The sequence below is a fragment of the Allomuricauda ruestringensis DSM 13258 genome (genome assembly GCF_000224085.1).
In the GTDB taxonomy this organism is placed as follows: Bacteria; Bacteroidota; Bacteroidia; order Flavobacteriales; family Flavobacteriaceae; genus Flagellimonas; species Flagellimonas ruestringensis.
Genome location: NC_015945.1, coordinates 2,162,617 through 2,185,542, shown reverse-complemented (window position 1 = coordinate 2,185,542; position 22,926 = coordinate 2,162,617). Strand labels below are relative to the sequence as shown.

General features: G+C 42.1%; 19 protein-coding genes and 1 riboswitch. Of the genes, 3 read left to right on the top strand and 16 right to left on the bottom strand.

Features of this window, described 5'->3' with window-relative positions; translation table 11 throughout:
• Positions 1–134 precede the first annotated feature (134 nt).
• On the top strand, positions 135–773 hold the full coding sequence (locus tag MURRU_RS09760; RefSeq protein WP_014033299.1) for a DUF2756 domain-containing protein: 639 nt from the start codon (positions 135–137) through the stop codon (positions 771–773).
• Between the two features lie 56 nt (positions 774–829).
• Here MURRU_RS09760 and MURRU_RS09755 read toward each other — a convergent pair whose 3' ends face one another.
• The 5 genes from MURRU_RS09755 to MURRU_RS09735 all read right to left on the bottom strand — a co-directional run bounded on the left by MURRU_RS09755 (position 830) and on the right by MURRU_RS09735 (position 5,566).
• Positions 830–1,504: a head GIN domain-containing protein gene (locus MURRU_RS09755; protein WP_014033298.1), complete on the bottom strand. Its 675-nt coding sequence runs from the start codon at positions 1,502–1,504 to the stop codon at positions 830–832.
• A 134-nt stretch (positions 1,505–1,638) separates the two neighbouring features.
• The gene (locus MURRU_RS09750) at positions 1,639–2,721 is read right to left on the bottom strand and encodes a bifunctional 3-deoxy-7-phosphoheptulonate synthase/chorismate mutase type II (RefSeq protein ID WP_014033297.1); all 1,083 of its coding nucleotides are present in this window, start codon (positions 2,719–2,721) and stop codon (positions 1,639–1,641) included.
• Positions 2,722–2,729: 8 nt separating this feature from the next.
• On the bottom strand, positions 2,730–3,590 hold the full coding sequence (locus MURRU_RS09745) for a prephenate dehydrogenase (protein WP_014033296.1): 861 nt from the start codon (positions 3,588–3,590) through the stop codon (positions 2,730–2,732).
• A gap of 3 nt (positions 3,591–3,593) precedes the next feature.
• The gene (locus tag MURRU_RS09740) at positions 3,594–4,736 is read right to left on the bottom strand and encodes a pyridoxal phosphate-dependent aminotransferase (RefSeq protein WP_014033295.1); all 1,143 of its coding nucleotides are present in this window, start codon (positions 4,734–4,736) and stop codon (positions 3,594–3,596) included.
• Positions 4,736–5,566 (bottom strand): prephenate dehydratase, encoded by an 831-nt coding sequence (locus MURRU_RS09735; protein WP_014033294.1) that lies wholly within the window; start codon positions 5,564–5,566, stop codon positions 4,736–4,738. The genes MURRU_RS09740 and MURRU_RS09735 overlap by 1 nt, the downstream gene beginning before the upstream one ends.
• Before the next feature lie 537 nt (positions 5,567–6,103).
• Between MURRU_RS09735 and gldA the strand changes: the two genes are divergently transcribed.
• Both gldA and MURRU_RS09725 read left to right on the top strand, forming a co-directional pair.
• Positions 6,104–6,997, top strand: a complete 894-nt coding sequence (gene gldA / locus MURRU_RS09730; RefSeq protein WP_014033293.1) for a gliding motility-associated ABC transporter ATP-binding subunit GldA — start codon at positions 6,104–6,106, stop codon at positions 6,995–6,997.
• Between the two features lie 94 nt (positions 6,998–7,091).
• Entirely contained in the window at positions 7,092–8,543 is a 1,452-nt protein-coding gene (locus MURRU_RS09725) for a pyridoxal phosphate-dependent decarboxylase family protein (protein ID WP_014033292.1), read from the top strand.
• Here the strand turns inward: MURRU_RS09725 and MURRU_RS09720 are convergent.
• From MURRU_RS09720 to MURRU_RS09670, 11 genes are all read right to left on the bottom strand, one after another.
• Complete coding sequence (locus MURRU_RS09720; RefSeq protein ID WP_014033291.1) at positions 8,540–9,652, bottom strand: serine hydrolase domain-containing protein; 1,113 nt, start codon at positions 9,650–9,652, stop codon at positions 8,540–8,542. The two genes, MURRU_RS09725 and MURRU_RS09720, sit on opposite strands and share 4 nt — an antisense overlap.
• 75 nt (positions 9,653–9,727) lie before the next feature.
• Positions 9,728–10,390: a head GIN domain-containing protein gene (locus MURRU_RS09715; protein WP_245545030.1), complete on the bottom strand. Its 663-nt coding sequence runs from the start codon at positions 10,388–10,390 to the stop codon at positions 9,728–9,730.
• A 137-nt stretch (positions 10,391–10,527) separates the two neighbouring features.
• A complete protein-coding gene (locus tag MURRU_RS09710; protein WP_014033289.1) occupies positions 10,528–11,628 on the bottom strand; it encodes an acyloxyacyl hydrolase in 1,101 nt (366 codons plus the stop codon).
• A gap of 170 nt (positions 11,629–11,798) precedes the next feature.
• Positions 11,799–12,752, bottom strand: coding sequence for a methylenetetrahydrofolate reductase [NAD(P)H] (gene metF, locus MURRU_RS09705; protein WP_014033288.1), 954 nt, complete (start codon positions 12,750–12,752; stop codon positions 11,799–11,801).
• Between the two features lie 3 nt (positions 12,753–12,755).
• Positions 12,756–15,512: a methionine synthase gene (gene metH, locus MURRU_RS09700; protein ID WP_014033287.1), complete on the bottom strand. Its 2,757-nt coding sequence runs from the start codon at positions 15,510–15,512 to the stop codon at positions 12,756–12,758.
• Between the two features lie 9 nt (positions 15,513–15,521).
• Positions 15,522–16,523, bottom strand: a complete 1,002-nt coding sequence (locus MURRU_RS09695; protein ID WP_014033286.1) for a homocysteine S-methyltransferase family protein — start codon at positions 16,521–16,523, stop codon at positions 15,522–15,524.
• A gap of 108 nt (positions 16,524–16,631) precedes the next feature.
• A riboswitch (SAM riboswitch) is annotated at positions 16,632–16,740 on the bottom strand.
• Positions 16,741–16,883: 143 nt separating this feature from the next.
• Positions 16,884–17,645 carry an SDR family NAD(P)-dependent oxidoreductase gene (locus tag MURRU_RS09690; protein WP_014033285.1) on the bottom strand — a complete coding sequence of 254 codons (762 nt, stop codon included), beginning with the start codon at positions 17,643–17,645 and terminating at the stop codon, positions 16,884–16,886.
• Between the two features lie 243 nt (positions 17,646–17,888).
• The gene (locus MURRU_RS09685; protein WP_014033284.1) at positions 17,889–18,806 is read right to left on the bottom strand and encodes a helix-turn-helix domain-containing protein; all 918 of its coding nucleotides are present in this window, start codon (positions 18,804–18,806) and stop codon (positions 17,889–17,891) included.
• Positions 18,807–18,893: 87 nt separating this feature from the next.
• Positions 18,894–19,955, bottom strand: coding sequence for an NAD(P)/FAD-dependent oxidoreductase (locus MURRU_RS09680; RefSeq protein ID WP_014033283.1), 1,062 nt, complete (start codon positions 19,953–19,955; stop codon positions 18,894–18,896).
• 73 nt (positions 19,956–20,028) lie between these two features.
• The gene (gene cobA, locus MURRU_RS09675; RefSeq protein ID WP_014033282.1) at positions 20,029–20,805 is read right to left on the bottom strand and encodes a uroporphyrinogen-III C-methyltransferase; all 777 of its coding nucleotides are present in this window, start codon (positions 20,803–20,805) and stop codon (positions 20,029–20,031) included.
• Positions 20,798–22,888, bottom strand: coding sequence for a HEPN domain-containing protein (locus MURRU_RS09670; RefSeq protein WP_014033281.1), 2,091 nt, complete (start codon positions 22,886–22,888; stop codon positions 20,798–20,800). Before MURRU_RS09670 ends, cobA begins: the two co-directional genes overlap by 8 nt.
• Between the last annotated feature and the right edge of the window lie 38 nt (positions 22,889–22,926).

Genomic DNA, 22,926 nt, shown 5'->3' with positions numbered 1-22,926 from the left:
CGAAACACTTTGGTTTGTCAAAAGGCTTTTCTTTTCACTTTATTTTTTTCTTTGTCCCAGAAGAAAGGCTTTACATTTTCTTATTGGAAAACCTTATGTTTGCGCAATAAATACTAACCAACTTATAAAAATTCATGAAAAAAATTTTGTTTTTATTACTTCCGTTTTCCGTTTTATCCCAAACCAGTTTATATGAAAACCCTGATTTTGATGCAATAGCGGAAAATCATCAGATTATTGCAATGGTCCCCTTTAAAACCCAAGTAAAACTCCGACCAAAACAAATGAAGGATATGGACGAGGAACAAATGGCAAAGCTTGAAAGGTCGGAAGGTGAAAGTATTCAAACTGCAATGTACTCTTGGTTTTTGAAAAGAAAAAAAAGAGGAAAAATGCAGCGGATCAGAGTACAAGACCCGAGAACAACCAATGCAAAGTTGTTGAAACTGGGTATTGATTATGATAACATTCTTGAACACACACCGATGGAGCTTGCCAAAATACTAGAGGTAGACGCAGTTATTTCAGGTGATTTTGAAACAAACAAACCTATGTCCGAAGGAGCTTCGGTTGCCTTAGGCCTATTAATAGGTTTTTGGGGTTCCACAAACTCCGCCATTGTAAACATGAGTATTCATAATGCAGAGGATGGTATCCTTCTTTGGAATTACAATAAAAAAGTAAGGGGAAGCCTTGGAAGCAGTCCAGAGGACCTGGTCAATGTATTAATGCGAAAAGCTTCTAGAAGACTGGCTTACACGAAGAACGATTGATATAAAAAGCCCTCCAAAAAAATTTGGAGGGCTTTTCTTATTGATTCAAATTTTCATTAATCCTTAATGTAGACCCTTCCGCCAACAAAGGTTTTTTTGCGGACTGTTTGCGGATTCCCGTAAACATACACATCGCCACCCGCCTTTACGTTGATATCCACAAGTTCTGATGCAAATACATCTGCCTCACCTCCTGCTGAAATTTTAACGTCCGTTGTGGTAGTCCTTAACGCTCTTCCTTCAAAAATACCGCCAGTATTGATAACAATCGTTTGGTTTTTTGCCAAGCCAGAGGCTTGGACAATACCTCCCGTCACCGCCCTTATGTCGGCATAATCCACATCCATTCCTATACGGATCGCAGCTCCTTCTTGCGCTCGGAGCTCAATTTTGCTTTTCTTTACCATCTCGTTGCACGTAATCTGGGCCCCTTCGTTACCATCGATTACATCCAAATTGGTATAGTAGACTTCAATCAGGGTGTCCTCACCCTGAAACTTTTTGTCCAATTGCATACGAAGCTTTAAAACTCCGTTTTTGTTGGTCCATTTAATATCATCGACGTTCCAGCCTTTGATCATGATTTTGTTTTCATCGGATTGAATCAAATTGACCTCGATCAAATCAAAAATCTTGATCTTGTTGAATTCACCAACTTCCTTGTCAATAATTCGTTGCGAAAACATGACCAAGGGAAGCAAAAGAAGGCTTAGTGTGTACATTTTTTTCATGATAGCGTGTTTTTACTCTTGAAAGATGATGCTTTTGTGGAATTGTTACAGTTTGAAACAAAAAAACTATTTGCAACCCTGGAATTTAGCCAAAGCCACAAATAGTTCTTCAATAATCCTGATTAAAAATCAAGCTAAGCGTTGATAATTTTCTCTTGGTGGTTTATGGATTCCTGATGAATTGCCTTGAACATCTTCAAAATAAATTCCTCGCTCAATCCTCTTTGTTCACCTTCCAAGATCATATTGCCCAAAATGGCGTTCCATCGGTTACTTTGGAGTACCGCTACGTTCTTTTGTTTTTTCAACTCACCGATTCCGTCGGAAACCTTCATTCTTTTCCCCAAAAGATCGATCAATTGGTTGTCCAATACATCAATTTGAGCTCTTAGGTTGCTCAAACTGTTCTTGTATTCCGCTTCCTCGTCGGTTTCTTTTCTGATACGTAAATCTTTCATGATCTGAACCAATTTTTTTGGGGTTACCTGTTGTGCAGCATCACTCCATGCATTGTCGGGATCATAGTGTGTTTCGATCATTAAACCATCAAAGTTCAAGTCCAATGCAGTTTGCGATACATCAAAGATCATATCACGCTTTCCTGTGATGTGGCTTGGATCGTTAATGATGGGCAAATCTGGAAATCTGGTCTGCAACTCAATGGCCAATTGCCACTCTGGAATATTACGGTATTTGGTTTTTTCGTAGGTTGAGAATCCTCTGTGGATCACTCCCAATTTTTCAATATTGGCGGAGTGCAAACGCTCCACGGCACCCAACCAAAGGGATAAATCTGGATTTACAGGGTTTTTTACCAAAACAATTTTATCGGTTCCTTCCAAGGCATCGGCAATTTCTTGAACGATAAAAGGGCTGACCGTAGAACGGGCTCCAATCCACAACAAATCCACATCGTGCTCCAAGGCAAGGTCAACGTGTGCCCTATTGGCAACTTCCGTAGCGGTTTTAAGGCCGGTTTCCTCCTTTACTTTTTGCAACCACTTTAATCCAATGGCCCCAACTCCTTCAAAATTTCCCGGACGAGTTCTTGGTTTCCAGATTCCAGCACGGTAGTAGCTCACATCGGTATCCTTAAGCTCATGGGCTATTTTTAGCACTTGTTCTTCGGTTTCTGCACTGCACGGACCTGCAACTACCAAGGGATGACCCAAATTCATGTCATCCAACCATTTCCTCATTTCCTTTTTGTTTTCCATAATACGCTCTATTTTTTTGTAAGTGGTATTCCTTTTAGTATTTGTTTTATTTTATTGGTATTACTCATTTCTAGGTGGACATTTTCAAAATCGTTGTCCAATATCAGTTGTTTGAACGTGGTCAGGTTCTGAATGTACTCTTCCAGCGTTTCCACAACATTGTCTTTATTCTGTTCAAAAATCGGCGTCCACATATCGGGCGAACTTTTTGCCAAGCGAACGGTGCTCTCAAAACCACTCCCCGCCATGTCAAAAATATCACGCTCATTTTTTTCTTTCTCAATAACCGTCTTTCCCAACATAAAAGAGCTAATGTGTGATAAATGGGATACGTAGGCGATATGTTTGTCATGTGCTTCGGGGTTCATGTATCGAATCCGCATGCCAATGTCCTGAAAAATGGCCAACGCTTTTTCCTGAAGCTTGAAGGCTGTTTTTTCCACTTCACAAATAATCATGGTCTTGCCTGTGTACAATCCTTCAAATGCCGCTGCTGGACCTGAAAATTCGGTACCTGCAATAGGGTGGCAAGCCATAAAATTTCTTCGTTTGGGGTGATCGCTCACCTGTTCACATATCAGCCGTTTTGTGGATCCTGCATCCATCACCACGGTTTCATCTCCGGATGCATCCAGTATTTTGGGCAATTCGGTGACCAAAACATTTACCGGAATCCCCACGTAGACCATATCGGCTGTTTCCAGATCAGTGTAATCCCCTTTTCTATCTATAATTTGAAGTTCCAGGGCTTCATTCAGATGAACATCGCTTTTATCCACACCAATAATTTCCGCTTCGGGGTGAAGCTTTTTCACATCTTTGGCAAAAGAACCCCCAATCAACCCAACTCCTATGATTACTATTTTCATAATCTAAAATCTTTCAATGGCTTCTTTGATCTTTTCTTCTTTTACACAAAGCGAAAAACGAATGTAGCCTTCACCATTGCTCCCAAATATGGTTCCTGGGGCAATAAAAATATCTTTATCGTACAATACTTTGTCTATAAATTCTTCTGATGGCAAAGCACCATTGGGCAACTTGCACCAAACAAACATACCAACGGCATTTTTATCATAAGTGCATCCCAACTTTTCCACCAACTGGAACATAAGTTCTCTCCTTTTGGTGTAAACTTTGTCCAATGCTTCAAACCATTCTGGGCCACTTTGTAAAGCTGCAATTGCCCCTTTTTGGATGCCATAGAACATACCGGAGTCCATATTGCTCTTCACTTTCAACACAGCATTGATATGTTCCGAACTTCCAAGAACCATCCCCACACGCCATCCGGCCATATTAAATGTCTTGCTCAAACTGTTCAGCTCCAAGGTGCAATCTTTTGCCCCTGCTATGGATAAAATACTGGTTGGATTTCTGGACAATACAAAGCTGTAGGGGTTGTCGTTCACCAAAAGAATCCCGTTGGCTTTTGCAAAATTGACCAATGCTTCCAGTTGCTCTATAGTCGCAGCAGCTCCCGTTGGCATGTGCGGATAACTGATCCACATGAGCTTCACTTTGGACAAATCCTTTTTGGAGAGCTCCTCCAAATCCGGGAACCAGCCATTTTCTGCTTTCAAATCATAGTTGACCGCTTTTCCACCCACCAAATTGGTGACCGATGCATAGGTAGGATAGCCTGGATTGGGCAACAGCACTTCATCTCCTTCATTTAAAAAGGCCATACTAATGTGCATGATTCCTTCTTTGGAGCCCATCAAAGGCAAAATTTCTGTGCTAGGATCCACCGACACACCAAACATTTGCTGATAGAAATCAGCAATGGCCTCCCTTAACTGCGGTAATCCTTGATAGCTTTGGTATTGATGCGCCCCTGCCTCGATGATGGAATCCCGAAGGGTTTCCAATACCTGTGGTGACGGTGCCAAATCCGGACTACCGATTCCCATATTGATGATGGGTTTGCCCTGGTCAATCAACCCCCTTACTTCCCTTAATTTTTTGGAGAAGTAGTATTCCTGTACGCTATTTAGCCTATCTGCTGTTACCATTACAACAATGCATTTTTATATTCACCCAACACCTTGAAATCTTCGGCCATGATCTGCATCAAAGATTTGGTCTTGGCAAAGTGCTCATATTTATCAAAAGTTACATCCACAAAAAAGGCATACTTCCATGGGGTCTCGATTACGGGCAAGGACTGGATTTTGGTAAGGTTCATGTTGCAATCGCTCATCACGTTCAACACGGTTGCCAAACTGCCCCTTTTGTGGTCGGTTATGAATCGCAACGACGCCTTGTTGATTTCCTCTTCTGGAAGTACTTTGTTTTGCTTTTTAAGAATAATGAACCGCGTGGAATTGTTCACGATGGTCTGTATGTTGTCCGCAATTATTTCTAAATCGTACAAATCAGCGGCCATTTTAGGGGCTATTGCCGCGATGTGTTCCAAGTTTTCATCTTTGATTCTTTTAGCCGTCTCCGCTGTATCCATACTTTCCACCAGTTTAATCTGGGGATGTGCCTTAAAAAACTCTTTGCACTGCAACAGCGCCATGGGGTGCGAATGTACTTCTTGGATATCATCAAAAGATTTTCCCTTCATCACCATTAAATTATGGTGGATGTTTAGGTAGTGCTCACCAATAACATGGATACTATTGTGATATACTAGATTATAATTGGGGATAATGGAACCTGCTATGGAGTTTTCAATGGCCATAATGCCTTTGTCGGCAGTACCGATCATTAAATTATCCACAACCGCATCAAAAGAGTTGCATTCTAGCAAATCAATATCATCTCCAAAAAAATCTTTGGCAACCTGATGGTGGTTGGACCCCTTTATTCCTTGTATGGCAACTTTTATTAATTCCATTGCAAAAAAAAAGCCCCGATTGTATCGGGACTTTATAAATTGGTTATACTTTAAACGTATCTACAATAGTCCCGTGCCTCTTTGAAAAAAGAAGTAAAAATAAAAACGGTTCCAGAAATACGTGTTTGTCATCTCTTTGTTAATTGTCGGCTAATTTAGGTATTCAATCCGAAACACACAGACATTCCCAAATTTTTTTTGATTTTTTTTAAAAAGCGCATTTTCACTGCACATTATTTTACAGAAACCATGCTTTTTTAAGAATTCCTATTTCTACGATTATTGCGCCAAGTCTTAAATCGCTATGGACTCGTCTTGAGTTGTCAAATTCAAGCGAAAATTTAAGATTTTGTGCCCAGATGAAAGCTTTTTGAGCTGCATAGCAGAGCTACGGGGCGAGAAAAAGAAGAAATATGGGTGCAAAAGAAAAATTTGCAGCAAATATTGGGAACTCAAGACGAGTTCTATATCTCAAATTTGAAACCCAAGGATTAAAACATCTAAAAGTGTATTTTTGGGTATCATAAACCCATTTTAATGTCCATCACCGTACAGAACATTACTAAAACCTTTGGTTCCCAAAAAGCATTGAACAATGTTTCCTTCACCATCAACAAAGGAGAAGTTGTAGGTTTTTTAGGCCCAAACGGTGCCGGCAAATCCACCATGATGCGAATTTTGACCACATATTATAAAGCGGACAATGGTGAGGCTGCCGTTAATGGGTTCGATGTTTTAAGTGCAGCAAAGGACGTTCAAAAAAGTATTGGGTATCTGCCAGAGCACAACCCGTTGTACTTGGAAATGTATGTAAAAGAGTACTTGGCCTTTAACGCAGATGTCTATAAGGTGGACAAATCCAAAATCAACGAGGTGATAGAGCAAACAGGATTGACCCCAGAGGCCCACAAAAAAATTGGGCAGCTATCCAAAGGATACCGTCAACGTGTAGGCCTAGCCGCTGCGTTGCTGCACGACCCCGAAGTTTTGATCTTGGATGAACCCACCACGGGACTCGACCCCAACCAATTGATCGAAATCCGAAAACTGATCCGAGAAATCGGTAAACAAAAAACCATATTGCTGTCTACCCACATTATGAAGGAGGTAGAAGCAGTATGCGACCGAGTGATCATCATAAACAAAGGAGAACTGGTGGCCGATAAAAAATTGGAGGAACTTCGCGAAGAAGAGGAACAGATCATTGAAGTAGAATTTGACTATCGCGTGGAAGAACAATTGCTACAGCAAATGCCAAATGTTTCCAAGGTAAAGAATACCGGTGGTTTTGTTTATGAAATTACCTTCACCACTTCAAAAGATATGCGACCCGTAGTGTTCGATTTTGCCCACGACAATAAATTAAAGACGCTCCAACTCAGCAGGAAGAACAAAAATTTGGAGAGCTTGTTTACCGAACTTACTTCTTAACCTTTTCCTATTCTGCTTGATTTGACTAAGGTCTGAAATTGACGAAAAACTGTTGAAAATATGGTACTTTTGCGGTTCAGTTGAAACAGGACACATGAAGAAGAACAACGCCAGATTGGAACTTTCCAAAGAAGAAATGAAAAGCTATGGCTATCAGATTGTGGATGCCATTGTGGAACACCACGCTACACAAGATCAAAAATTGCCCGTAGCTCTGGGCTCACGTGAAGAAATGGATTCTTTGTTCCTCGAAGAAGCTCCCGAACAAGGTTCCGACCCATCACAAGTACTCCATTTTGTTTTGGATAAGGTAATGACCAACAGCACCAACATGGCGCACCCAAGGTCTTTTTCTTTTGTTCCCGGTCCAAGTAATTATGTAAGCGTAATGGCCGATACACTTGCAACGGGTTACAACATATTCTCTGGAGGATGGGCCGCCAGTCCTTCCGCAGCTGAACTGGAAATTGTTACCATTCAATGGTTATTGAAAATTTTTGGGTTTCCAAAGAAAAAGGGAGGCGGTATTTTTACTAGCGGTGGTTCTATGGCCAACCTTACCGCAGTTGTTACCGCTCGAAGAATAAAATGTGGTGATGATTTCTCCAAAGCGGTTATCTATCTTTCCGATCAAGCGCACTCTTCCAACATTAAGGCGATTCGGGTGTTGGGCTTCAAAAAAGAACAAATTAGAATTATTCCTACCGACAACGAACTCAAGTTCTCCGTAAACAAACTGAAGAACTGCATTGCCAAAGACAGATTGGAAGGCCTTTATCCCTTCTGTTTGATGGCCACTGCTGGAACTACCAACACGGGAACGGTTGACCCATTGGTGGAATTGGGGAAAATTAGCAAAAAAGAGGACATCTGGTTCCATATTGATGGTGCCTACGGCGGAGCCGCCATTTTATCACAAAAAGGCAAACACGCTATGAAAGGAATCGAAAAAGCCGATTCCTTGACAGTGGATCCCCACAAATGGTTTTTTCAGCCTTATGAAATGGGTTGTCTTTTGGTGCGAAACCACAAAAACCTTAGCCATACCTTCACCGAAAAACCTGAATATTTAAGAGATATTGAAGGCAATACTTCTGAAATCAACTTTTATGACCATGGCATCCAATTGACCCGTAGGTTCAGGGCCCTTAAATTTTATATGTCCCTAAAAACCTTTGGTTTAAAGGAGTTTCGTGATGCCATTACCTATAATATTGATTTGGCCGAAGAAGTTGAAAGCATGCTGAGGGGCAGTAAAAGTTGGGAAGTGGTTTTCCCTGCAACCTTGGCCGTCATCAATTTTAGGTACAATCCCATCAATAAAAAATACTCGGAGAAGGAATTGGACAAAATCAACCAGTACATTTCTGAAAAAGTAGTGGAATCACGCAAAGCGTTACTCGTCACCACCATTTTAAACGGACAGATTGTGCTACGCATGTGTTTGATCAACCCAAGAACCACCATGAAGGACATTACCGATACTTTTGACTTATGCAAAAAGTATGCTCTGGAAATTGAGGAGGAGTTGGCAAGTAAGGTTTAGACCGTACCATCAAAAATGGCATCAATGGCTAGGTCCAATTCTTTTTGGACTTTTGGGTCAGTGCAATTAATGAGAATAGCAATCACTTTTTCCTGTTCGGGATAAATAAAAAGGTTGGTATAAGCCCCAACGCTACTTCCAACGTGCCCTACAAATTTTCTGCCATTGTTATCTTGACTCACTTGAAACCCTAGACCGTAGTAAGTTGATTTGCCATCCACAATTTGAGATGTAAACAACTGATCATAAGTTTCCTTTTTGAGCAACTTGCGCTCCAAAACGGACTGACCTAATTTGGCAACATCTTCACAGGTTGATAAGTATCCACCTCCTGCCAATTTATAGGTATTGTTCACCTCTACGGCTTTGGTAAAACACAACGCTCGTTTGGTGTAGAATTGGGTTTTGTTCTCGACTTGTGAGTTTATCTTGAGCGTAGTCGAAAGACTCGAACTAACATTAAAATCCTTTGGGGAAAAGGTGTTTTTTAATTCCAAGGGAATCAAAATATGTTCTTTTACATAATCTTGGAACGGTACTCCGCTCGCTTCTTGCATGGCCAAGGACAGCAACACATAATCGAAACTATTGTAGAGATAGCTAGTTCCAGGTTTAAAAAACAAGGGGTCATTTTTAAAGACTTTTATTCCATCTTTGATGGAGTAATCCTGATTCAAGGCAAATTCTTTTCCTCGATATCCGCGAATTCCCGCAGTATGGCCTGCCAATTGCCGAAGCGTGAAATCATATTTCTTTCTGGGGTAGTAAGGCACATAGTTGTAAAAAGATTCATTCAAGTCCACAATCCCATCCTCCACCATTTTGCCCAAAGCCAATCCCGTGATGCATTTAGAAATGCTCGCAATGCGGAAAACCGTACGTTTAGGGTCGACCTTATCCCTGTTTTCCAAATCGGCAAATCCATACCCTTTTTGAAGTACTTTCTCACCATTATCCAGAATGATAACGGCCAAACCTGGCACTTTTTGCTCTGCTACAAGGTTATGGAAAAGGACGTTGGCTTTTTCCGGCCCGTGCAATCCTTCCAATGGTTTGACTTTTGGAAATGTTGAAAACAGATTTTTGATATGCGTGAAAAGATGTCCCAAAAATTTGGTTTGAGTTTCGAAATTAACGAGTAATATTTAAATTACTGAAGATCAACGTCACTGTTTAAAGCTTCATCAATCTTGGAAAATCAACTTCCCATTGTAAAGTTCCTCCACTTCCACTTCTGGTGGACGATTAACGCTTATCACATCGCCTGTCCCTCGAATAACACCGTCTATCCGTAGCTGAGGGTTAACATAGACATCATTGGAACCCCTGTGACTAATACCAATCCTATCAGCGATTAAGTCCTCTGCCTCAATTCTGGAATCACTTGCGGCCACGATAACATTAAAATTTTCAGTATTTCCCCTAAGCTTAAGGTAAGCTACCCCATTCACCACAATTTTTACCGTAGTGGAATTAAGGTTCAAATCAAAAGAGCCATCCGTTGTTTCGCTTTCAGTATTCGAATAGCTTTCAGCAACCAAATTTAGGCTTGGATAACTCAACACGCCTTCGCTGGAAATCAACAGCCCTGTGCTACTGCGAATTTCTGTGATGTTTGGCGATGTAACATAAACGGTGGTCAATCCATAATCCCGGACGTAATTGCAACCATTCTCGTTTCTAAGGACAAGGCGATTATCCTCTACAACGGCAGAAACATCATTTATAAGATATTCCCCGGTTTCAATCTCTACCTTTTGTTCCTCGCCCTGTTTCAATACCATATTTAGGTTTTCAAAAACAGTAATGGTACTAAATTCAGGAACATCTACTGTATGGCGTGCCAAATCGCCTGCATTTTGAAAACAGTCCGGCACATTATCGCCGTTGCAAGAGGCAAACAAAAAAGGAACAAGCATCAAAAACACCCCTAAAGTCCCCTCTAGGTGACACTTTGCACTTTGAATTTTGTATTTCCACATTTTCATAACCTGATTCCTATTCCAAATTCTATGGCCTCTGCTTTAGCCCCATGTGATTTTAATGTGATGGCACCAAAAATCTTATCTCCAAAATATCTTTTCATCCCAATTCGGTTGTACATCCTTCCCTCAAAATCAAAAGGGTAATATACATAGTATCCCAACTGGGCCACAACACTCATTTTGTTTACGAAGAGTTCATGACCAAGAAAAAGTCCCACTCTTTTATAATCGGTATCCGCATCCACGTCCAACTCTGGGAATGCAATAGACTGATACCTGATCAACTCCTTTATAAAGTTAGAAAAGAAAACATCCGTTCCCAATTGAATAGCATTTCGCTTGCCCAAACGTTTATCGGCATAAGCAGATATAGTGGCAAAGCCATAACGTCCCATATTGATTACATCACTTTCGTTGGCTCCGCCGCGGAGTACCAAGTTATAACGTATAGGCTCTGTTATTATCCCTTTAGGTTCCGGTACTAGGTATTCATAATTGGTTTCCTCGTCAAGATTATAAGTCAATCCAAAATTTATGGCGAATGTATTGGTCGATGTATTGGGTGCCTTAAAATTTGCATTGGAATAATGAATGAATGAAAGTCCAGCATTGACCCCCAATCCTGCAAAAATATTTTCCTTATGATAATTCAGCATTAATAAAGTACTGCTCAAAATATGGCTGCCGTAGGCATTGTTCCTAAAATTTTTATCCTTGTCATAAGGGTTGTTAGTGTATGCCAACCCTTGTGCCACCCGTAACTGAACGTTTCTTTTAAAGAAATAGAAATTATAGTGCCCGTACACCCCAAAATGTTCCCCGAGAGTTGAATTATTGGTGTTTTGATAGACAAATGTGTAACCTGTATCCGGATACCCAAAATCGGTCTCCCATTCTTTGTGCCCGTATGTTTTTCTGCTGACACCCAAAATTACCCCTCCTGGATGATTGGTGATCAAATGTGAAATATCCGGATTGTGCAGAAGAATGGAACCATAGAATTGGTTCGCATCCAATACAAAATCCTTTGGAGCATCATCCGTTTGGCACAACCCAAAAAATGAAGTCAAAAATACTAATAGGCTAAGTAGGCACCTCATGGGGCGCTAAAGTAGCAAAATAAAAAAACACCTTTGCTCATCGAATGGAAAATAAAGCAAAAATCAAGCTTGTTATTCTGAGCGCCCGCCTACCGGATGGGCAGGTGGTGAAGAATCTTTTTATCTATCCCAAGATTCTTCGGCTGCTCTGCTCCCTCAAAATGAGAACTTTAAAAAATCTCCTTGGCGATAGCCTTTACATTATCTGATTTTCCCATGGAGTAGTAATGCAGTACAGGAACCCCAGCTTCCCTCAATTCTTTGGATTGCTGAATGGCCCATTCCACTCCAACCTGACGCACTTCTTTATTGTTATTGCAAGCTTCGACAGCATCAATCAGATCTTGTGGCAAGTCTATACTGAATACTTGTGGCAATAGCTGAAGGTGTCTTTTAACGGCAATGGGTTTTATTCCTGGTATAATCGGAACATCGATGCCCATTTCACGGGCAGCCTTAACAAAATCAAAGAATTTTTGGTTGTCAAAAAACATCTGGGTTACCACATAATCGGCTCCTAGATCCACTTTTTGCTTTAAACGTTTTAAATCGGATTGTAAGGATGGGGCTTCCATGTGCTTTTCGGGGTAACCCGCCACACCAATGCAAAAACTGCTCAAATCAGTTGATTCGATGGTATCGTGCAAATAATTACCCTCGTTAATATCCTGAATTTGCTTTACCAATTCCGTGGCATACTGGTGTCCACCTTCTGTTGGGGTAAAATATTTTTCCTCTTTTCGGGCATCGCCTCGCAACGCCATTACATTTTCTATCTCCAAATACTGGCAATCCACTAAAAGGTATTCCGTTTCTTCCTTCGTGAAACCACCACAAAGTACATGGGGAACGGTATCCACATTGTACTTATGCTTTAATGAGGCACAGATGCCCAAAGTTCCCGGACGTGTACGGGTCAGTTTTTTATCCAACAGACCATCCTTCTCCTTATAAATGTATTCTTCCCTAGAGGTGGTCACATCAATAAAAGGGGGCTTGAACTCCATCAAAGGGTCAATATTTTTGTAGAGCTCTTGAATGCTTTTTCCTTTTATGGGTGGCACAATCTCAAAACTGAAAAGGGTTTCCCCGTTCGCCCTTTTTATATAGTCGGTAATTTTCATTGGTTATTGATCAACAATATTGGGAGCCAGCCATTTTTGGGCCACCTCCAGTTTCATATTTTTTCTCTCCGCAAAATCCTGAACTTGGTCTTGCTTTATTTTTCCCAATCCAAAATATTTGGCCTGTGGATGTCCAAAATAGTAGCCGCTCACACTTGCAGCGGGCCACATGGCCAGACTATCGGTCAGTTTTACCCCTATTTTTTCTTCCACGTCCATCATCTCCCATATAGTGAGCTTCTCCAAATGGTCGGGACAGGCAGGGTAACCGGGTGCTGGTCGGATACCACGATATTTTTCTTTGATCAGCTCCGTATTGCCCAAATTTTCATCCACTGCATAGCCCCAATATTTAGTCCGAACTTCTTTATGAAGATATTCCGCAAAAGCTTCTGCAAATCTATCCGCCAAAGCTTTGATCATGATGGAATTGTAATCATCGTGATTTTTTTCAAACTCTGCGGCCAACTCTTGGGTTCCAAATCCAGTGCTTACACAGAAACAACCCATGTAATCTTGAATTCCGGAATCCTTGGGGGCAATAAAATCAGCCAATGCGATATTGGGAACTCCTTCACGTTTTTTCAATTGTTGACGAAGAGTTCTAAAAATGAAGGTTTCTGCTTCATCTGTCATTTCGAGCGCAGTCGAGAAATCTGAAGAAACCTCTTTTTGATTACCACCTCTCGACTTCGCTCGAGGTGATAAACGCACTTCAATGTCATCTTCATCAATTTGATTGGCAGGAAACAACCCGAAAATGGCCTTGGCCTTCAATAGCTTTTCATCCAACACTTGGTTCAAAAGCTCTTTGGCATCTTTAAAGAGTTCTTTGGCCTGCTCACCAACGACCTCATCGGTCAAAATATCGGGATATTTACCGTGCAAGTCCCAACTCCGGAAGAACGGGGACCAATCGATAAATTCTTCCAATTTGTTTAAATCGAAATCTTCCCAGACCTCAATCCCCAATTGGTTTGGTTTTTTTATGTCTGATGGATCCCACTCGATTTGAAGCTTGTTCTTCCTTGCCTGCTCCACGGTCAAATATTCCTTCTGTCTGGTCCTACTCAAAAATTTGTCCCGAAAACTCTCGTAATCCAGCTTGATGGCCTTTTTATAGTTACCGGAAGTCTCATCCTGAAGCAAATCACCTACCACCGTCACTGCTCTTGAGGCATCGTTGACGTGCACCACAGCCTGACTGTATTGCGGGTCGATTTTTACCGCAGTGTGGGCCTTGCTGGTTGTTGCTCCCCCGATCAAAAGAGGCACATCAAAGTTCTGGCGCTCCATCTCCTTGGCCAAAAACACCATTTCGTCCAAAGAAGGTGTGATCAATCCGCTCAACCCGATTATGTCCACTTGTTCTTCCTTGGCCTTATTGATGATTTTTTCGGGCGGCACCATCACTCCCATATCCACAATGGCATAGTTGTTACATGCCAATACGACACTTACGATATTCTTTCCAATATCGTGCACATCTCCCTTCACCGTCGCCATTAATATCTTTCCGGCCGGTTTTGACTTTTCATCCTTCGCGGCTTCAATAAACGGGGTAAGGTAGGCAACGGCCTTTTTCATCACCCTTGCGGATTTCACTACTTGTGGCAGAAACATTTTTCCGCTTCCGAACAGGTCCCCAACCACATTCATGCCCGTCATCAAGTTCCCTTCAATCACGTGCAAGGGTTTGGCTGCCTTTTGACGTGCCTCTTCCACATCTTCAATAATATATTGGTCTATCCCCTTGACCAGGGCACGGGTAATGCGGTCTTGTAGCGGTTCTTCTCTCCACGAAAGGTCTACTTTGCTTTCCTTTGCGGTTCCCACAACGGTTTCTGCAAATTCCAATAGGCGTTCGGTGGCATCGTCTCGCCTATCCAACAGTACATCTTCCACATGTTCGAGCAAGTCTTTGGGTATATCATCATAGACCTCCAACATGGTAGGGTTTACAATCCCAATGTTCATCCCAGCTTTAATGGCATGGAACAAAAAGGCTGAATTTATGGCCTCCCGTACAGGATTGTTTCCCCTGAACGAGAACGAAACGTTGCTCACTCCCCCACTGACACTGCAATAAGGAAGGTTTGCCTTTACCCACCGAGTTGCTTCTATAAAATCGATAGCGTTGCGCCTGTGTTCCTCCATTCCTGTGGCGACCGGAAAAATATTCAGGTCGAAAATAATGTCCTCTGGAGGGAATTTTACCTTGTTGACCAGCACATCATAAGATCGTTTGGCAATTTCAATCCTACGTTCCAAATTATCGGCTTGGCCAACTTCATCAAAGGCCATAACAATAACTGCCGCACCATATCGTTTGATCAATTTGGCATGTCGGATAAATTCTTCTTCTCCTTCTTTGAGACTGATGGAATTCACCACACATTTACCCTGCACCACTTGCAGTCCAGCTTCGATAATTTCCCATTTGGAACTATCTATCATGATGGGTACTCGGGCAATATCAGGCTCTGATACAATAAGATTCAAGAATCTGACCATGGCTTTTTTACCATCTATCAAGCCATCATCCATGTTCACATCAATAATCTGGGCACCACCGTCCACTTGATCTCGCGCGACATCTAGGGCCTCATCAAATTTTTCTTCTTTAATGAGTCTCAAGAACCTTTTGGAACCTGCCACATTGGTACGTTCCCCTACATTAATAAAATTGCTTTCCGGGGTTACGACCAAAGGTTCGAGTCCACTAAGTTTCAGATATCTTTGTTCGTTCTCTTTTACCATAAGTTTAAACTATGCTGGAGTCAAAAGTTTTCTCGGTTTATAATCTTTTACCACGTCGGCAATAGCTTTTATATGTTCTGGGGTAGTCCCGCAGCAACCGCCAACAATGTTTACTAGACCTTTTTCTACATACTCCTTAATTTGAGCAGCCATTTGTTCGGGTGTTTCATCATACTCTCCAAAGGCGTTGGGCAGTCCCGCATTGGGGTGGGCCGATGTGGCAAATTCCGATTTTGCCGAAATCACCTCCAAATGGGGCACCAATTGTTTGGCCCCCAAGGCACAATTGAATCCGATGGACAAAATGGGAATATGGGAAACAGAAATCAAAAAGGCCTCGGCCGTTTGTCCGGACAAAGTTCTTCCCGATGCATCAGTGATAGTACCACTAACCATAACGGGAATCTCAATATTGCGTTCGTCCTTTACCTCTTCAATCGCAAAAAGGGCTGCCTTTGCATTTAGGGTATCAAAAATAGTTTCTACCAATAAAACATCTGAACCTCCATCCAGCAGGGCCTCTACTTGTTGTTTATACGCTATTCGCAGTTCATCAAAAGAAACGGCACGATAGCCCGGGTCGTTAACATCTGGCGACATACTGGCCGTTTTGTTGGTCGGACCTATGCTCCCTGCCACAAATCGGGGTTTATCCGGGTCTTTTTTGGTGAATTCCTCTGCTACTTGCTTTGCAATCTTTGCTGATTCATAATTCAGTTCATACACCAATTCTTCCATTCCATAATCGGCCATGGCTATGGTTGTACCCGAAAATGTATTGGTTTCAATAATGTCCGCACCTGCTTCCAAAAACATTCGATGGATATCTTTGACGGCCTCAGGACGGGTCAAGGACAACAAATCGTTGTTTCCCTGCAAATCACTGGGCCAATCCTTGAACCGTTCTCCCCTAAAATCTTCCTCTTCGAATTTATAGCGTTGCAACATGGTGCCCATGGCCCCATCCAACACCAAAATCCGTTTCTGCAATATATCTTCAATTTTTTCCATAATACATTCTTCCTTTAAAAAAGGCTGTAATGGTATCAAGAAAAGTGCGGTAAATACTTTGATAATGTATTTTTTCGTTATCCTTCCCCAATGGCAGGATGTTGCTCCGTACTTTCCCGAGAATCGTTCAGGATAAGGGTAGAATGTAGCACCTTCTCGAAGTCGAGGGTTGCTAAGGCTTCAACGGGTCCAATCCCTCCACCTTTCTTGATAACACTTTCAACTTATAAATGAACTGAACTGCAAAGAAACGGTACTCCCCAGTGAAAAGCAAAAAATGCCCCTGAATTTTTAGAAAACCAACAATAAAAAAACGGATTGATCGCTCAACCCGTTTTTATCAAATTTATGTGATGTTTTTTAGACCATCATTCCGCCCGAGACCTCAATGCGTTGCGCATTGATCCATTTTGCGTCATCCGTACACAAGAAAGCTACCACACCGCCTATGTCACTAGGAATTCCAACACGGCCCAAGGCTGTAAAATTGGATATAGCGGTCCTTTTGGCTTCATCATTTTTATTGGTTCCGCCACCAAAATCTGTTTCAACGGCCCCAGGGGCAACCACATTTGACCTTATTTGACGTACTCCCAATTCTTTTGCTTGATATCGGGTCAATGCCTCGATGGCCGCTTTCATGGATCCATAAACCGAATAACCGGGAAAGGAGAACCGTGCCAATCCGCTGGAAATATTGACAATGCCTCCACCATCAGCAAGGATGGGCAACAGTTTTTGGGTCAAGAAAAAGGCTCCCTTGAAATGAATGTCCACAAGAGTGTCGAATTGTTCTTCGGTGGTTTCACTAATCAGGGCATTGATCCCTATCCCGGCATTGTTGATCAAGAAATCAATCTTTGATGCCCCGAAATGGGAATCAATCACTTTTTTGACCTCATCCGCAAAGGCATCAAAACTTTGGTTATCGGCAACATCCAGTTGAAGCGCGTAGGCTTTTTGACCGATTTTTTCAACTTCGTTCACCGTTTTGTCCGCCTCATCCTTGTTACTGTGGTAGGTCAACAAAACATGCAATCCTTTCTTTGCCAAATTGATGGCCATATCCTCACCCAGTCCACGGCTACCACCGGTTACCAATGCAATTTTCTCTTTGCTCATTTTATTTGATTTTTGATTTTCTGATTATCCGTTTAATATCGTAATGTTGTTCTTGGTGTCATGCTGAACTTGTTTCAGCATCTCATCCTACTGAATAGGAGCATCTTTATGTGACCCTGAAACAAGTTCAGGGTGACGTTGGCTCCATTATTACACATAGCGTATATTCAATTTGATTTTAAAACAAAATTAGCCGTGCATGCCCCAGTAGGGTTGCAAGCATCAATCTGTTTTTTGTAAAAATCAAACTTTGACGGTGGACCTAAATTTTAAAGGGGATAGCTGCGCATGTTTTTTAAAGAAATTGGAAAAATGGGCCACTTCCTCAAAACCCAAACTGAACGCGATTTCGGAAATGTTCCAATCTGTGTTGTTGAGCAGTATTTTGGCTTCCTCAAATATTCTTGCATGGATTATCGCAGTTGTTGTGCTGCCGGTAGTCTCTTTGAGTACTTTATTGAGGTGGTTGGCATGTACGGCCAAGCGCTCGGCAAAGTCATTGGCGGTTTTCAACAACAATCTTTGCGCTGGTGTGTTTATCGGGAATTGTCGTTCCAATAGCTCCACAAACATATCGGTGATACGGATGGCGGCATTTTTTCCGTTTTCCAAGGGTTGGACCGGATGTAGTTTTTGTCCCATGTGCAGCAATTCAATCACATAGGCCCGTATCAAATCAAATTTGAATGGGTAGTCGGAAGAAAGCTCCCTATCTATTTTTTTAAAGAGGTTTTCCAGTTCCGTATAATTTTCCTCCGAGATGTTGAGTATGGGATACCCTCCTGGTTGAAACAGGGGCAGTTTTTCCAAAATGATTCCGCTTTTATCTTTAGATAAAAAGTTTTCGGTAAAAACGCAGAAATACCCTGATTGGTCTTCATCTTGGGGCACATAATTATAGGGAATCCAGGGCGAGGCAAACAAAAGGGCCTTGTCCTCAACATGAATCACCTTGTCGGCATACTCCGCACGGTTTTTTCCATTGATAAGGCTAATCTTGAAATAGGAACGCCTATCGTACCGCATTTCACCTTTGCTCAACCTTGTACGGTACTCGGCAATATTAAAAACATTGAAATGGCCGATATCTTTCCCTATGTTCTCGGGAGTGGGCAAACTTAGTTTACCATAGAAATCGCGCAATGTAAAAAGACTGTCCATTTCCTTGTAAAATTCAAATATACTTTAAAAACAAAGACACCCCCCAAAATTGCTTCTGGGAGGCGTCCTCTCTTCTAAAACAAATAATTAATTGATACTCTGCACTACTTCTTTTTTGGCCTCTTTTTTGGAACCGTCAAATCCTTGTACACCGCCAACGGTGGTATATTTCATTACAAATCGCTTATCTGGATTGATGATTTGATAGGCAAATTGACACATTACGGCCGCTTCGTGGAATCCGGATAGGATCAACTTGAGCTTCCCTGGATAGGTGTTGACATCTCCAATGGCAAATACCCCTGGAAGATTGGTCTGATAATCCTTCGCATTGTTCACTTTGATGGCGTTTTTCTCTATTTCCAAGCCCCAGTTGCCCAATGGCCCCAATTTTGGGGACAATCCGAACAATGGGATAAAGAAATCGGTTTCCACATAGGTTGACTCCTTTTCTTCATCGTTGTACTTGATCACTACGGCATGCAGGTCATCCTTACCATGGATTTCCTTTACCTCGGCCTTGGTGAACAATTGAATTTTGCCCAATTTGGCCAGTTCCCGTGCTTTTTCTACAGAATCGAGCGCACCACGGAATTCGTTTCTACGGTGTACCAAGGAAACTTCGGAAGCCACATCGGCCAAAAAGATGGCCCAATCCAATGCTGAATCGCCTCCACCGGAAATCACTACTTTTTTATCTCGGAACTGCTCCGGATCTTTGACCATATACTCAACTCCCTTGCTTTCAAACAATCCAATATTTGGAATCATTGGTTTTCGCGGCTCAAAAGAACCAAGTCCGCCCGCAATTACAACAATCGGGGCATGATGCTTTGTTCCTTTGTTTGTGGTAACGATATAGGAACCGTCTTCTTGCTTATCCAAAGTTTCTGCACGTTCTCCCAAAGTAAAACCAGGTTCAAACGGTTTGATTTGTTCCATAAGGTTATCCACCAAAGTACCTGCTAAAATCTCTGGGTAGGCCGGAATATCATAAATGGGTTTCTTCGGATAGATTTCCGAACATTGTCCTCCTGGTTGTGCCAATGCATCAATTAAATGACATTTTAGTTTGAGCAATCCCGCTTCAAATACAGTAAACAACCCTGTTGGTCCCGCTCCGATTATAATGATATCTGTTTTGATCATAATTCTACTATTAAAATGGTCTTGAAGTCCCCTTCGACTGCGCTCAGGGTGACATACTTCGACCTGACAATTTTTATATTTTCTCTAGCAATTTTTTTCCCTGATATTGATATTCATTTTGAATATCCAATATTTTTTGACGATGGTTGACCACCTCGCCTATAACAATAATGGCGGGATTGGACAGCTGCTGCTCCTTTGCCTTGTGCTCAATAGAAGCAACAGTGCCAATACCGATTTTTTCGTTTTCCGTGGTACCATTTTGAATGATGGCCACTGGGGTTTCCTTTTTCCCCTCTTCTTTAAAGAGCTGCATGATTTCCCCTAATTTGGACATTCCCATAAGGATAATTACCGTTGCACTGGATTTTGCGGCCAAGCATACATCGCTGGACAACTTGTGTTCCTTGGTAGTTCCCGTTATCACCCAAAAACTTTCGGCAGCCCCCCTTTTGGTTACGGGAATATTTTGTGATGCCGGTACGGATACCGAGGATGAAATTCCCGGCACTACGGCCACTTCTACCCCAAATGCTGATGCATGTTCCATCTCTTCGGCCCCTCTACCAAATACAAAGGGGTCTCCTCCTTTCAGTCGTACTACGTGCAATCCTTGGATTGCTCGTTCAACAATCAAATCGTTGATTTGTTTTTGTTGATAGGCATAGCAACCCTTGCGCTTGCCCACAAATATTTTCTCCGCTTGTGGGGCGTGCTCCAATAATCTGGAATCAACCAAGGCATCGTACAGAACCACATCTGCACTTTGCAGGGCCTTGATCCCTTTTAGGGTGATCAATTCCACATCTCCCGGACCTGCGCCCACTACTGTTAACTTTCCACTACGCATGTTCCAACTCTAATTTTCTGTATGCTTCCAACAGTTCCAAAACGTTTTTTGCATCTTCTAAATAGCTTTTTGCAAAAGCTTCGGATGGTTTGTTCTTGTTTAATTGAAGGGCTATTTTATCAAACCCGCCCTCAAAGCCAATTTTTCCTGTTTCCACATACAGCTTATCAAAATCCCTAATGATACTTGCATGGGTATTGACCTTAACTTTCTCTGCTGTCAACAATGCTTTGGCAGAGTTTACAATGGATTGATAGGAGTAATAGATACTTGCTGCCCATTTTCCATCATTGATGGCCTCTTCGGCATTTTCTATTTTCTCTTGACTCTCAAAGAAGAGTGTGGCCACTAAGTCTACGATTACCCCAGCACATTCTCCGATTCCTATCTCTTTTTTATATTTTTCCTCGTTGCCCCAATCAATAAAATCTTCTTGGGTTAGATTGTCCACATCCGTCAAAGGTTTAAGGAAATCATAAAAATAATGCTGTCCTTTTTCCTCGTAGTAATCGGTGAAGGACGCTCCGTTTCCGTTGGCTTCAAAATCATCCAAGATAAGACGCAAGGCCTGTGGCCCTCGCTTGCTTGGGATTTTGGCCACTTTATCGGCAAATCTTGCATTGCCATCGCCATAATTTCCTCCTCCCAACAAAACCTGAAGGGCAGGTGCCACCAATTTATCCTTGGTACGCACGGACATTCCCTGAAACCCGATATGGGCCATATTGTGCTGTCCGCAAGCGTTCATACAACCACTGATTTTTATGACAACATCTGGATTGTTGATGTAATGTGGGTATTCGGCTTTGATAACTCTTTCCAGCTCATCGGCGATTCCCGTACTACTGGCAATTCCCAAGTTGCAGGTATCGGTTCCAGGGCAGGCTGTGATATCCAAAGCCTTGTTATAACCTGCTTCGGCAAAACCCGATTTCTTCAATTCTTGGTAAAAGAAAGGGACCAATTCCTCTTTTACGTAGGGTATCAATATATTTTGTCTGAGGGACAAACGAATCTCCCCAGCTGCATAGTCCTGCACCAGTTTGGCCAACTCACGGGCCTTATCGGTATAGAAATCACCCAATAGCACTTTGATACCGATAGCCACGTAACCTTCTTGTTTTTGAGGCACCAAGTTGGTGGATTTCCATTGTTCGAAAGCTTCTTGGTCCTCAATGGTAACTTCCGGAGCTTCGACCTCAGCAACGTTTACTTTGGGGTAATCTTCAAAGTTAATGGGATAGGTTTTGTGCGGGATGGCCAATTGTTCTTCATCGAGCAATTTCTTAAAACCATCTAGACCAATATCCTTCAACAAGAATTTCATACGGGCTTTTGCCCTACTCTTACGTTCTCCGTATCTATCAAATACACGGATTACGCTTTCCATCAAAGGAATAATTTTATCCGTAGGCAAAAAGCTGTACAGTTCATCGGCGAGGCGTGGCTGCGATCCCAATCCACCGGCCAACATTACTTTAAAGCCTCTTTCGCCATCCTTTTCTTTGGCAATAAAGCCAAGATCATGCATGTAGGACAATCCGGTATCTTCATCACTGGCAGAAAAGGAGACTTTGAATTTTCTTCCCATTTCCTGCCCAATGGGGTTTCTTAGGAAATACTCGAACACGGCATGGGCATAAGGCGAAACATCAAAGGGCTCGTTTACATCGATACCTGCCGTTTCACTTGCCGTAACGTTACGAACAGTATTCCCACAGGCTTCTCGAATGGTTACTTCATCCCTTTCCAATTGCGCCCAAAGTTCGGGGGTCCGTTCCAAATCCACGTAGTGAATCTGAATATCTTGACGGGTGGTAATATGCAATCGTCCACGGGAATATTCATCAGAAACATCAGAAATCCTAAGCAATTGATTGGAAGTGACTTTACCATAAGGCAACTTTATTCGAACCATTTGTACCCCTGGTTGACGCTGTCCGTAAACACCACGGGCCAAACGAAGACTTCGGAATTTTTCTTCATCTACATTTCCACCTTTGAACTCTAGGATTTTTTTCTCCAATTCTATGATGTCCTTTTCTACGACTGGGTTTTCTATCTCTGTTCTGAAACTTTTCATAATCTAGTTTTCCTATCTATTTTATAGAGTTAATTAAA